This window comes from Cryobacterium cheniae (assembly GCF_004403395.1).
GTDB classification, from domain to species: Bacteria; Actinomycetota; Actinomycetes; order Actinomycetales; family Microbacteriaceae; genus Cryobacterium; species Cryobacterium cheniae.
Window position 1 is genome coordinate 67,316 of sequence record NZ_SOGN01000041.1, and the last position, 12,181, is coordinate 79,496.

Sequence of the window (12,181 nt, forward strand, 5' to 3'; positions counted from 1 at the left end):
GCTACGAGGCAACATCCGGGTTGAGGGTGAAGTTGAAGACGCCGGAGTCGAAGTGGCTGTACGACTCGTAGTCGAGCAGTTCGTAGAGCCTCGCCCGGTGCTGCATCTCCGGCAGCAGGCTGGTCAGGGACCCCAACGCCTCGATGGTGTCCAGGCCGCGTTCGGCCGCCCCCATCGCCAGGCGCAGCAGGGACACCGGGAAGATGACGATATTCATTCCGACATCCGCCAGTTGCTGGGTCGTGTAGAGCTCGCCCTTGCCGAATTCGGTCATGTTCGCCAGCACCGGCACGTCCACGGCGGCCCGGATGGCCGCGAACTCGGCCAGGGACGCCATCGCCTCCGGGAAGATCGCGTCGGCCCCGGCGTCGACGAGCTTCTTCGCCCGGTCGACCGCGGCGGCCAGGCCGTCGACGGCACGGATGTCCGTGCGCGCCATGATCAGGAAGTTCGGATCCCTCCGGGCATCGACGGCCGCCCGGATGCGCTTGGCCGCCGTTCCGTCGTCCACGACCTGCTTGCCGTCCAGGTGACCGCAGCGTTTCGGATTGACCTGGTCCTCGATGTGCATACCCGCCAGGCCGGCATCCTCGAGGGTCTGAATCGTGCGCGCCACGTTCATCGGTTCGCCGAAGCCGGTGTCGGCGTCCACGATCGTGGGCAGGTCGCTCATCCGGGCGATCTGCTGGCTCCGGCCGGCCACCTCGGTGAGGGTGGTCAGGCCGATGTCGGGCAGTCCCAGGTCGGCCGAGAGCACCGCACCGGAGATGTACACCCCTTCGAAGCCCTTGGCCGCGATCAGCCGGGCCGAGAGCGGGTTGAACGCGCCGGGGAAGCGCAGCAGCCGTCCGCTCGCCAGGTCCGCGCGGAACGCGGCCCGTTTGGCGGCGGGGGTGAGCGTCGAGTACAGCATCAGAAGATTCCGTTCGCGGTGGGGAGCGAGGCGAGCAGCCCGTTGTGGGCCACGATGGTGAGCTGGCCGAGCTCCCCGGCTCCGAGCCGCGGTAGGCGTTCGGCCGCACTGAGGAAGCGCACGATCTCGCCCTCCTCGACGATTCCCTGCGCGAGGGTGCGGAACTTGTTCACGTATTCGGCCCGCCCGAACGGTTTCGCTCCGAGCGGGTGGGCGTCGGCGACGGCGATCTCGTCCACGATCCGGCTGCCGTCGGTGAGCTCGATCTCGACGCGACCGCCGAAGGCCTTCTCGGCCGGGTCCAGCGAATGGTATCGGCGGGTCCACTCCGGGTCCTCCGTGGTGGTCACCTTGTTCCAGAGGGCGACCGTGTCGGCCCGGCCGGCGCGTTCGGGCCGGTAGGAGTCCACGTGGTGCCAGCTGCCGTCCTGCAGGGCGACCGTGAAGATATACGGGATGGAGTGGTCGAGCGTCTCCCGGCTGGCCGTGGGGTCGTACTTCTGCGGGTCGTTCGCGCCCGATCCGATCACGTAGTGGGTGTGGTGGCTGGTGTGGATGACGACGGATGCGACGTTGGCCGGGTCGGACAACGCCGGGTGCTCCCGGTGCAGCTTCCGGGCCAGGTCGATCCAGGCCTGCGCCTGATACTCCGCCGAGTGCTCCTTCGTGTAGCTGTCGAGGATGGCCCGCTTCGTTTCACCGGCCGAGGGCAGTGACACCTCGTAGGCGGCAGCGGGGCCGTCGAGCAGCCAGGCGATCACGCCGTCTTCGCCCTCGTAGATCGGGGTGGGGCTGGTTTCGCCGCGCATCGCGCGGTCGACCGCTTCCACCGCCATCTTGCCGGCGAAGGCCGGGGCGTGCGCCTTCCAGCTGGAGATCTCGCCCTTCCGCGACTGCCGGGTGGCCGTCGTGGTGTGCAGGGCCTGCCCCACGGCCTGGAAGATGGTCTCGGGGTCGAGTCCGAGCAGGGTGCCGATGCCGGCGGCGGCCGACGGGCCGAGGTGTGCGACGTGGTCGATCTTGTGCGCATGCAAGCTGATGCCCTTGACCAGGTCGATCTGGATCTCGTAGCCGGTGGCGATGCCGCGCACGAGGTCGCGACCGGTCAGGCCGCGGGCGGTGGCGAGGTGCTGGGCGACCGCGACGACCGGCGGGATGTTGTCGCCGGGGTGTGAATACTCCGCGGCGAGGAACGTGTCGTGGTAGTCCAGTTCGCGCACGGCCACGCCGTTGGCCCAGGCCGCCCATTCCGGCGACACCCGGCGGGAGAGCTGCTCGCCGAACACGGTCGCCCCGATGCCGTTCAACGAGCGCGGATGCGCCAGCGCCTGCGTGCGTGCCGACACCACCGGCCGCCGGGTCAACGACGCCGCGGCGACCGCGGCGTTGTCGATCACCCGGTTGATGATCATCTCGGTCACCTCGTCGGTCACCTCGACCGGGTCTGCGGCGCACAAGGCGATCTTCCAGGCGAGCTGGTCGGTGCGGGCGAGGTTCTCGTCGCTGCGGTGAACGCGAACGTGGTGAAGCTGCACGGTGGATCCCTTCGATTAGGTCGATTAGTTCGGTGAGTGCGAGTGATGCGCCGAGCGCGGCGCCGGGCCGGCCGGAACGACTCCGGCCTCCCCGAGCGTCCCGAGAACGCTAGTGAGGCTCTGGTGAAGGTGCACATGCGTGGCGTGGGCGGCGAGCGACGAGTCGCCCGCGAGCACGGCATCCACGATCAGGAGGTGCTCGGCGGCGGCGCTGCGGAGCCGGTGGGGGTTGTCCCGGGCCAGGCGACGGATGCGGGCGAGGTGCGTGCGCACCCCGGCGAGCGCCCCCACGAGGAAGGGGTTCGCGACGGCCGCGTCGAGGGCGAGGTCGAATTCATCGATCAGCTCGTAGTAGCGGCGCAGCCCCGCGTCGCCGTGCCGGAGCAGCTCCGGGGCCGCAACGAACTGCGCGCGCAGGGCCTCGAAGACCGCGGGGTCACGGCGTTCGGCGGCGATGCGGGCGGCGTGTTCTTCCAGGGCCCGGCGCACCTCGTAGAGTTCCCGGATGCTGTCCACGCTCATCTCGGTGACCATGAAACCGCGGCCGGGGCGGCCGGCCACCAGCCCGTCGGCGATCAGCCGGGCGATCGCCGCGCGCAGCGGGGTACGCGAGACCCCGATCCGGGCCGATTGCTCCACCTCGAGCAGCCCGGTGCCGGGCACCAGGAGCCCGTCGAGAATCTCTCCGCGGAGCTGTCGGTAGGCGCGTTCACTCGCGCGAACCGGGCCGGTGCTCCCCGTCGTTGGGGTTTCTGTATACACAGATCACATGTTATTCCCTTCTTGCCGGTTCTATGCAAGACTTCAGCAATTCTATGTATACATAGGGCTTCAACGGGGAGGTTCGAATGTCAAGGGAAGCGGCAGCGGGATATCACGACCTCTGGCAGCAGAGCGTCGCGGTCCACACTCGTTCGGCATTCTGGCTGCAGGCGGCGCAGGCGATCGACTGGACCCTGCCTCCGACGGTGGCCATGGAGGAGCGCTCCCCCGGCGCCTGGCGCTGGTTCCCGGACGGCGAACTCAACACCAGCTACAACGCGCTCGACCGTCACGTTCTCGCCGGCCGCGGCGACCAGACGGCCGTCATCTACGACTCGGCGATGTCCGGCACCCGGGTACGTCTGAGCTACCGAGAACTTCTGGGGCGCGTCGAGCGCTTCGCCGGGGTGCTCCGCGCCAACGACGTCGGCCAGGGCGACCGGGTGATCGTGTACCTGCCGATGATCCCGGAAGCCATCGTCGCCATGCTGGCGTGTGCCCGCATCGGCGCCATCCACTCCGTCGTCTTCGGCGGCTTCGCCGCCAGCGAGCTCGCCGTACGGATCGACGATGCGCGGCCGACCGTGATCGTGACCGCCTCCGGCGGCCTCGAACCGGGCCGGGCGGTCGAATACCTGCCGCTGGTCGAACGCGCCCTCGCTCGCAGCAAGGGATCGGTGCGCACGGTCATCGTGCGCGACCGGGAAATGATCCCCGGCTGCGCCGCCGACTACGCCGACACCGGTGACGTGGCCTGGCTGGACTGGGCCCACGAGGAGAACGAGGCGGTTCCGGCGGCGCCGGTCAGCCTGCGCTCCGAAGACCCGCTGTACATCCTGTACACCTCCGGCACGACCGGCAGCCCGAAGGGGATCGTCCGTGACAACGGCGGCCACGCGGTGGCGCTGGCCTGGTCGATGGCCAATATCTACAACATCAAGCCCGGCGACGTATTCTGGGCGGCTTCGGACGTCGGCTGGGTGGTCGGCCATTCGTACATCGTCTACGCACCGCTGCTGTCCGGCGCCACCACGGTCATCTACGAGGGCAAACCGGTCGGCACCCCCGATGCCGGGGCATTCTGGCGCGTGGTGGAGGACTACCGGGTGTCGGTCCTGTTCACGGCACCCACGGCCATCCGCGCCATCCGCCGGGTCGACCCTGACCTGGTCGAACTGGCCAGGCACGACATTTCCAGCCTGCACGGCCTGTTCCTGGCCGGCGAACGCCTCGACCCGGAGACATACCACTGGGCCAATGACGGCCTGCACTGCCCCGTGGTCGACCACTGGTGGCAGACCGAGACCGGCTGGGCGATTGCGGCGAACCCGCGCGGCCTCGCCGACATCCCCACCAAGCCCGGCTCCGCCACGTTCCCGGTGCCCGGATACGACATCGTCATCCTCGATTCCAAGGGAAAACCGGTCAAGCGGACCGGCACGGACGGCAACATCGCCATCCGCCTCCCGCTGCCGCCCGGTACCCTGCTCGGGGTCTGGGGCAGTGAGGACCGCTACCAGAGCGCCTACCTGTCGGCGTTCCCCGGGTTCTACGCCACCGGGGACTCCGGCCACTTCGACGACGACGGCTACCTCTACGTGATGGGCCGCACCGACGACGTGATCAACGTCGCCGGGCACCGGCTGTCCACCGGCTCGCTCGAGGAGGTGCTCACCCTGCACCCGGCGGTCGCCGAGTGCGCGGTACTCGGGGTGCACGACCCGCTCAAGGGGCAGCGCGCGGCAGGCTTCGTCACGCTCAAGGCCGGGGCCACGATCGATCACGACACCCTCGCCGCGGAGCTCATCGCGCTGGTGCGGGACCATGTCGGGCCGGTGGCCGCGTTCCGGGACGTGACTATCCTGGATCGACTGCCGAAGACCCGGTCGGGAAAGATCCTCCGCAAGACCATCCGGCAGATCGTCGACGGCGAGCCCTACACGGTGCCGCCCACGATCGAGGACCCGACAGTCCTCGACGCCCTGAAGCAGGCCGTGCACGGCGTCCGCCCGCACCCCTGAATCATCCGTCACCCCCACAGATCACCCCGCACCATCCCACACAGCGCACCTTCACCGGAGCAAAGGAGCCCGCATGACGGAATCATTGCAAGACAAACTCTCGGACGGAGTAGAACCGTCCACCATCGACTACGTCGCGTATGAGAAGACGCCGAAGTTCATCCAGCTGAAGAAGCAGCGGCGCGGATTCGTGTTGCCGCTGGCCGCGTTCTTCTTCATCTGGTATTTCGCCTTCGTGCTCGTGGCCGCCTACCTGCCCGAGGTGATGGCGATCCCCGTCTTCGGCAAGTTCAACCTCGGACTGGTGCTCGGACTCGGCCAGTTCGTCACCACCTTCGCCATCACCATGTGGTACGTGTCGTACTCGAACCGCCGTCTCGACCCCCTCGGGGCCGAGCTGCGTGCCGAGCTTGAGGAGATGGACAAGAAATGATCGCACCCAGCATTCTGCAGTCGCTGCCGGGCCGGCTGGCCCAGGCGGTCGAACCCACGGAGAACAACCCCGTGCTGAACATCTCGATCTTCCTGGCCTTCGTGGCCGTGACGCTGATCGTCGTCATCCGGGCCGGGCGCAACAACAAGACCGCGGCCGACTACTACACCGGCGGCCGGTCCTTCACCGGACCGCAGAACGGGTTCGCCATCGCCGGCGACTATCTCTCCGCGGCGTCATTCCTCGGCATCGTCGGGGCGATCGCGGTCAGCGGCTATGACGGCTTCCTGTACTCGATCGGATTCCTCGTGGCCTGGCTCGTCGCCCTGCTGCTGGTGGCCGAGCTCATGCGCAACACGGGCAAGTACACCATGGCGGATGTGCTCTCCTTCCGTCTGCGGCAGGGCCCCGTGCGCGTGGCCGCGGCGACGACCACCCTGGCCGTGTGCTTCTTCTACCTCCTCGCCCAGATGGCCGGAGCCGGTGGCCTCGTGTCACTGCTCCTCGGCATCAACGACAAGATCGGCCAGTCGGTCGTGGTCACCGTCGTCGGCGGCCTGATGATCATGTACGTGCTCATCGGCGGGATGAAGGGCACCACCTGGGTGCAGATCATCAAGGCCTTCCTGCTCATCATCGGCGCGTTCGCGATGACCGTCTGGGTGCTGGCCATCAACGGCTTCAACTTCTCGGCACTTCTGGACTCGGCCATCGCGGCCTCCACGAGCGTGCCGGCCGACGCCATCCTGGTGCCCGGCCTGAAGTACGGCGAGAACCCGCTCGACTTCGTCTCGCTGGCCATCGCCCTGGTGCTCGGCACCGCGGGCCTGCCGCACGTGCTGATGCGCTTTTACACGGTGCCCAGCGCCAAGGAAGCCCGTCGCTCGGTCGTCTGGGCGATCTGGCTGATCGGCGCGTTCTACCTGTTCACCCTGGTGCTCGGCTTCGGTGCCGCCGCCCTCGTCGGAGCCGACACCATCCTCGCCGCTCCCGGCGGCGTGAACTCGGCCGCGCCGCTGCTGTCCCTCGCCCTCGGCGGACCGCTGCTGCTCGGTTTCATCTCCGCCATCGCCTTCGCCACGATCCTGGCCGTGGTGGCCGGGATCACGATCACCGCCGCCACCTCCTTCGCGCACGACATCTACATGAGCGTGATCAAAAAGGGCAAGGGTGACCCTGACGCCGAGGTCAAGGTTGCTCGCCGCACCGTCGTCGTGATCGGAATCCTCTCGATCGCCGGCGGCATCGGCGTCCAGGGGCAGAACATCGCCTTCCTGGTGGCCCTGGCCTTCGCCGTCGCGGCGAGCGCCAACCTGCCGACCATTTTGTACTCGCTCTTCTGGCGCGGATTCACCACCCGCGGCGCCGTGTGGAGCATGTACGGCGGCCTCGCGGTCACCGTCGGGCTGATCATCTTCTCGCCGGTCTTCTCCGGCACGGAGACGTCGATGTTCGGTGCAGGCGTCGACTTCGCCTGGTTCCCGCTCAGCAACCCCGGCATCATCTCCATCCCGGTCGGGTTCTTCCTCGGCTGGCTCGGTTCGGTCACCAGCACCCGCAAGGAAGACCCGCTGCTGGCTGCGGAGATGTCGGTGCGGTCCATGACCGGCTTCGGCGCCGAGAAGGCCTCCGAGCACTAGACGCACACAGAGACCGACCGGCACGACCACCACTCCCCTCGGCTGTACCCCAGCCGGGGGGAGTAGTGTCGTCCGCGCGTCAGTTTTTGGGAGCCAGCGGTTCCCGCGTGATTCTCGTGGGGGCCGCCTGCGCGAGAGGCTTGATCACGATCAGGTCCAGGTTGACGTGGGCCGGGCGTTCGACGCTCGACACGATCGTCTCGGCAATATCTTCGGCGGTGAGCGGATTCGGCACCCCGGCGTAGGCCGCGGCGGCCTTCTCCGCGTCACCGTTGAAGCGCACCAGCCCGAATTCCTCGGTCTGTACCATCCCGGGGGCAACCTCGATGACCCGGATCGGCTCTCCATTCAATTCCAGGCGCAATACTTCCATCAGGGCGTGCGCGGCGAACTTCGCCGCGTTGTACCCTCCACCTCCGAGGTAGGCGACATGACCGGCAATGGACGTGACCGTGACGATGTCGGCGGCGCCGCCCTCCGCCCGAATGGCGGCGCGCAGCAGCGGCAGCAGGGCACTCGTGACCCGCTTGACCGCGAGCACGTTGATCTCGAACATCCAGGCCCAGTCCTCGACCTTCGAGTCCTCGACGGTGTCCAGCCCCACCGCGCCGCCAGCGTTGTTGACCAGCGCGTGCACCGGCCCGGACGACGCGAGAAAGTCGCGCAGGGCGTCCACGTCGGCCTGCCGGGTGAGGTCGGCCGTGAAGACCCGCGCCCCGGTCTCCGCCTGCAGCGCCGCGAGGCGGTCGGCGCGTCGGGCCACCCCCACCACATCCCAGCCCCGCTGGCGGAACAGGCGCACCGTGGCGGCGCCGATCCCCGAACTCGCACCGGTCACAACGACTCTTTTTGTACCCATGGCTCCATTCTGGTCGGAGACGCAGCATGACGAATCCACGCGCAACCGAAACACCGCCCGCGCCGGAACAACGGGTGCCGCTCTGGGACAACGCGCGGTGGATCGCCATCACCCTGGTGGTGGTCGGACACGCCATCCTGAAACTGATCTCCGAGTCGGATGTCGCCTATGAGTTCTATCTGTTCGTCTACGCCTTCCACGTGCCGCTGTTCGTCGCCGTCAGCGGCTACTTCGCCAGGTCGGGGCCGCTCGGCACCCGCCAACTGCACCGGCTGGTCACCGACATCGTTCTCCCCTATCTGATCTTCGAGACGATCTGGACCGTGGTGCGCTGGCTGCTCGGCGGCGAATTCCGGCTGGACTACTCGACCCCTTCCTGGACGCTGTGGTTCCTGATCGCCATCCTGGTCTGGCGCCTGGCCCTGCCCTTTCTCGTGCTGCTGCGCCATCCGGTGATGATCAGCATGATCATCTCCGTCGGGGCCGGCTACTTCGCGTCGATCGACAGCACCTTCGCCCTGTCCCGCACGCTCGGCCTGCTGCCGTTCTTCGTCTTCGGCTGGCAGTTGCGCCAGTGGAAGATCACCGACCGCTGGTTGGGGCTGCACGCCTCCGCAGTGGGGATTTGGCGGATCGGCGCGATCACGCTGTTCACGGCGCTGTTGGGCGTGATCGTGGCGAACATCGACTCCCTGCGCGAGGCGCAGGTCCGCCAGTTCCTGCTCTACAACGAGGCCTACCCCACGTTCGGTTACGACCAGCTGTGGGCCGGTGGCATCCGTCTGGGTCTCATGCTGCTCGCGTTCGCCCTCATCGTGGCGTTCCTGCTGCTCATCCCCCGGCGGCGCACCTGGTTCACGACCTTCGGCGCGGCCACCATGTACATCTACCTGCTGCACAGTTTCGTGCTGTTCCCTCTCCGGGAGACCGGGGTGCTCGGCGGACCCCAGCCGGGCTGGGTGCTGCCCGCGATGATCGTGTTCAGCGTGCTGATCTCCATCGCCCTCTCGCAGCGGGTGGTGCGCACCGTGTTCCACCCGCTGGTCGAGCCGCGCGCCCGGTGGCTGTTCCGTAAGGAGGCGCGAACGGACACGGGAACGATCGTCCTGCCGCACCTGGAGCCGATCGTCGAACCAACACCCGAGCCGCCGCCCGTCACCCCGCCCGCTGCGACGCCGCCGGACGCACCGCGCTGACCGCTTCGTGACGCTGTGTTTCGGAGTCCGTTGCCGCGCCGGCGACCCCCTGCCTAAACTCGCATTCAGAGCGCTGGAGGGTCCACGCTCGTCGAGGAACACCCGGGAGACCACCTCATGAGCGACACCGCTGCAGACTGGAAGTTCGAAACCAAGCAGGTGCACTCCGGTGCCCGGCCCGACCCGGCCACCAACGCCAGGGCCACCCCGATCTACCAGACCACGTCCTACGTGTTCAACAACGCCCAGCACGCGCAGGACCTGTTCGCGCTGGCCGAACCCGGCAACATCTACACCCGCATCATGAACCCGACCCAGGCCGTCGTCGAGGAGCGCGTCGCCGCCCTCGAAGGCGGCACCGCTGCCCTGCTCCTCGCCTCGGGCCAGGCCGCCTCCACCTTCGCGGTGCTGAACATCGCCCAGGCCGGCGACCACATCGTCTCGTCGAGCTCGATCTACGGCGGAACCTACAACCTGTTCAAGTACACGCTGGCCAAGCTGGGCATCGAGACGACCTTCGTCGAAGACCAGGACGACCCCGAGGAGTGGCGCCGGGCGCTGCGCCCCAACACCAAGCTGTTCTTCGCCGAGACCATCGGCAACCCCAAGATCAACGTGCTCGACATCCGCCTGGTGTCCGATGTGGCGCACGCCGGCGGGGTTCCGCTCATCGTCGACAGCACCATCGCGACCCCCTACCTGATCCGCCCGTTCGAGCACGGCGCGGACATCGTCATCCATTCGGCGACCAAGTTCCTCGGCGGCCACGGCGCGGTCATCGGCGGCGTCATCGTCGACGGCGGCAACTTCGAGTGGTCCCAGAACGTGCAGAAATTCCCCGGTCTCACCGAGCCTGACCCGTCGTACCACGGCGTCAGCTACACGGGCGCGGTCGGCGACGGCATCGCCTACATCGTCAAGGCGCGCGTGCAGCTGCTGCGCGACCTCGGTTCCGCGATCGCCCCGGCGAGCGCCTGGCAACTCATCCAGGGCATCGAGACGCTCAGCCTGCGCATCGAACGCCACGTGCAGAACGCCCAGAACATCGCCGAGTGGCTCGAGAACCACCCGGACATCGCCTCGGTCAACTACGCGGGCCTGCCGTCGAGCCCGTGGTACGCCGCCGCCAACACGTACGCGCCCCGCGGCGTCGGCGCCGTGCTGTCGTTCGAGTTGAAGGGTGGGGTGGATGCCGGCCGCGCCCTGGTCGACAACCTCTCCCTGTTCAGCCACCTGGCCAACATCGGCGACGTGCGGTCGCTCGTGATCCACCCGGCCTCGACCACGCACGCGCAGCTCACCCCGGAGCAGCAGCTCACGGCCGGTGTGACGCCGGGCCTGGTGCGCCTCTCCGTCGGCATCGAGAACCTCGCCGACCTGACGGCCGACCTCGAGACCGGGCTGGCGGCCGCCCGGGCGGTCGTGCAGGCATCCCGCGCCAACGCCTAGACCGGTTGGTGGCCGTTCACCCGGCAGAATAGGGGCCTATGGACTGGCAATATTCGGCAGACACCGTCCCGTCGAGTTTCGTGACCGAAGCCCAGGCGCGATCGCTGCTCGGCAAACCCCCGGCGACGGGTGCGTGGCGCGACGGCGACCCCGTGGGGAACCGCCGTTTCCTCGACGTCGGCCCTCTGCACTTCGAGGCGGGCGGCAGCCTCGGTGCCGTGCGGGTCGCCTACGAGACGTGGGGCGAGCTGTCCCCGAACGGCGACAACGCGGTGCTCGTGTTGCACGCCCTCACCGGGGACAGTCACCTGGCCGGCCCGGCCGGCGACGGCCACGCGACCGCGGGCTGGTGGAGCGGGATCGTCGGCCCCGGCCTGGCCATCGACACCGACCGCTGGTTCGTGGTGGCCCCGAACATGATCGGCGGCTGCCAGGGCAGCACCGGTCCGGCCTCCCTCGCACCCGACGGCTCCGAATGGGGCATCCGCTTCCCCTACCTCACCATTCGCGACCAGGTGGCCGCCCAGGTCGCCTTCTCCGATCTCCTCGGCATCCACCGTTGGGCCGCCGTCGTCGGCGGTTCGATGGGCGGGATGCACGCGCTCGAGTGGGCCATCGAACACCCCTCCCGGGTGTCCCGCCTGGCCATCCTCGCGGCACCGCCGGTGACGACCGCCGACCAGATCGCGCTGAATTCGGTGCAGATCGAAGCGATCCGCAGCGACCCGTTCTTCCAGTCCGGCGACTACTACGATGCCGCCGAGGGCGACGGCCCGACCCGCGGCCTCGCCCTGGCCCGGCGGATGGCCCTGCTCAACTACCGCAGCCCCGAGGAACTGAACCTGCGCTTCGAGCGCGGCTGGCAGAGCGAGATCAGCCCCGTCGGCGCGGGTGGCCGGTTCGCCGTCGAGTCCTACCTCGATTTCCACGGCAACAAGTTCACCCGGCGCTTCGACGCGAACAGCTACATCGTGTTGGTCGAAGCGATGAACTCGCATGATATCGGCCGCGGCCGCGGCGGTGTCGCAGCCGCCCTGGCCCGCATCACCGCGGTGAGCGTCATCGTCGGCATCGACAGCGACCGGCTCTTCCCCCTCGAGGGCCAGAAAGTCATCGCCCGGCACCTGCCGGGCAACATCGACGACACGGATGCCGTCACGCTGCGCTCCGGCTTCGGCCACGACGGTTTTCTGATCGAGAACGAGGCCATCGGCTCGCAGCTCCTGCGCGTCCTGACCCGGCCGGCTCCCCCGCGTCGGGCTTGACACCGTCCCGGATCAAGACGACTTTGACAGGCAGGCCACGGAACGAAGGCACAGCAGAGCACCGTGTCGTGCCCGTGAATGAGACGTACCCTGAATCGAGACGTACCC

At 68.3% G+C, this 12,181-nt stretch carries 10 protein-coding genes; 6 read left to right on the forward strand and 4 right to left on the reverse strand.

Translation table 11 applies throughout. The features are described from left to right. Window position 1 precedes the first annotated feature (1 nt). The 3 genes from prpB to E3T23_RS09010 are packed head-to-tail and all read right to left on the reverse strand — an operon-like array spanning window position 2 to window position 3,210. Window positions 2-913: a methylisocitrate lyase gene (prpB, locus tag E3T23_RS09000; protein WP_134370040.1), complete on the reverse strand. Its 912-nt coding sequence runs from the start codon at window positions 911-913 to the stop codon at window positions 2-4. Next, complete coding sequence (locus E3T23_RS09005; RefSeq protein ID WP_134370041.1) at window positions 913-2,448, reverse strand: MmgE/PrpD family protein; 1,536 nt, start codon at window positions 2,446-2,448, stop codon at window positions 913-915. Before E3T23_RS09005 ends, prpB begins: the two co-directional genes overlap by 1 nt. 24 nt (window positions 2,449-2,472) lie before the next feature. Beyond that, window positions 2,473-3,210, reverse strand: a complete 738-nt coding sequence (locus E3T23_RS09010) for a GntR family transcriptional regulator (RefSeq protein ID WP_134370042.1) — start codon at window positions 3,208-3,210, stop codon at window positions 2,473-2,475. 86 nt (window positions 3,211-3,296) lie between these two features. Between E3T23_RS09010 and E3T23_RS09015 the strand changes: the two genes are divergently transcribed. The 3 genes from E3T23_RS09015 to E3T23_RS09025 all read left to right on the forward strand — a co-directional run bounded on the left by E3T23_RS09015 (window position 3,297) and on the right by E3T23_RS09025 (window position 7,304). Next, window positions 3,297-5,231 (forward strand): AMP-binding protein, encoded by a 1,935-nt coding sequence (locus E3T23_RS09015; protein WP_134370043.1) that lies wholly within the window; start codon window positions 3,297-3,299, stop codon window positions 5,229-5,231. A 73-nt stretch (window positions 5,232-5,304) separates the two neighbouring features. Then, complete coding sequence (locus E3T23_RS09020; RefSeq protein ID WP_134370044.1) at window positions 5,305-5,664, forward strand: DUF485 domain-containing protein; 360 nt, start codon at window positions 5,305-5,307, stop codon at window positions 5,662-5,664. Then, window positions 5,661-7,304 (forward strand): solute symporter family protein, encoded by a 1,644-nt coding sequence (locus E3T23_RS09025; RefSeq protein ID WP_134370045.1) that lies wholly within the window; start codon window positions 5,661-5,663, stop codon window positions 7,302-7,304. The genes E3T23_RS09020 and E3T23_RS09025 overlap by 4 nt, the downstream gene beginning before the upstream one ends. Before the next feature lie 79 nt (window positions 7,305-7,383). Here the strand turns inward: E3T23_RS09025 and E3T23_RS09030 are convergent, their stop codons facing one another. Then, entirely contained in the window at window positions 7,384-8,163 is a 780-nt protein-coding gene (locus tag E3T23_RS09030; protein ID WP_134370046.1) for an SDR family oxidoreductase, read from the reverse strand. 26 nt (window positions 8,164-8,189) lie between these two features. On the opposite strand from E3T23_RS09030, the gene E3T23_RS09035 reads away from it, so the two are divergent. The 3 genes from E3T23_RS09035 to metX all read left to right on the forward strand — a co-directional run bounded on the left by E3T23_RS09035 (window position 8,190) and on the right by metX (window position 12,073). Then, complete coding sequence (locus E3T23_RS09035; RefSeq protein ID WP_134370047.1) at window positions 8,190-9,359, forward strand: acyltransferase family protein; 1,170 nt, start codon at window positions 8,190-8,192, stop codon at window positions 9,357-9,359. Window positions 9,360-9,476: 117 nt separating this feature from the next. After that, window positions 9,477-10,808 carry a bifunctional o-acetylhomoserine/o-acetylserine sulfhydrylase gene (locus E3T23_RS09040; RefSeq protein WP_134370048.1) on the forward strand — a complete coding sequence of 444 codons (1,332 nt, stop codon included), beginning with the start codon at window positions 9,477-9,479 and terminating at the stop codon, window positions 10,806-10,808. Between the two features lie 38 nt (window positions 10,809-10,846). Next, window positions 10,847-12,073: a homoserine O-acetyltransferase MetX gene (gene metX / locus E3T23_RS09045; RefSeq protein WP_134370049.1), complete on the forward strand. Its 1,227-nt coding sequence runs from the start codon at window positions 10,847-10,849 to the stop codon at window positions 12,071-12,073. Window positions 12,074-12,181 lie beyond the last annotated feature (108 nt).

Bases quoted from the DNA above. Each gene is read 5' to 3' on its own strand.
- prpB (WP_134370040.1), bottom strand. From the start codon at position 913: ATGCTGTACTCGACGCTCACCCCCGCCGCCAAACGGGCCGCGTTCCGC.
- E3T23_RS09015 (WP_134370043.1), top strand. From the start codon at position 3,297: ATGTCAAGGGAAGCGGCAGCGGGATATCACGACCTCTGGCAGCAGAGC.
- E3T23_RS09020 (WP_134370044.1), top strand. From the start codon at position 5,305: ATGACGGAATCATTGCAAGACAAACTCTCGGACGGAGTAGAACCGTCC.
- E3T23_RS09025 (WP_134370045.1), top strand. From the start codon at position 5,661: ATGATCGCACCCAGCATTCTGCAGTCGCTGCCGGGCCGGCTGGCCCAG.
- E3T23_RS09030 (WP_134370046.1), bottom strand. From the start codon at position 8,163: ATGGGTACAAAAAGAGTCGTTGTGACCGGTGCGAGTTCGGGGATCGGC.
- E3T23_RS09035 (WP_134370047.1), top strand. From the start codon at position 8,190: ATGACGAATCCACGCGCAACCGAAACACCGCCCGCGCCGGAACAACGG.
- E3T23_RS09040 (WP_134370048.1), top strand. From the start codon at position 9,477: ATGAGCGACACCGCTGCAGACTGGAAGTTCGAAACCAAGCAGGTGCAC.
- metX (WP_134370049.1), top strand. From the start codon at position 10,847: ATGGACTGGCAATATTCGGCAGACACCGTCCCGTCGAGTTTCGTGACC.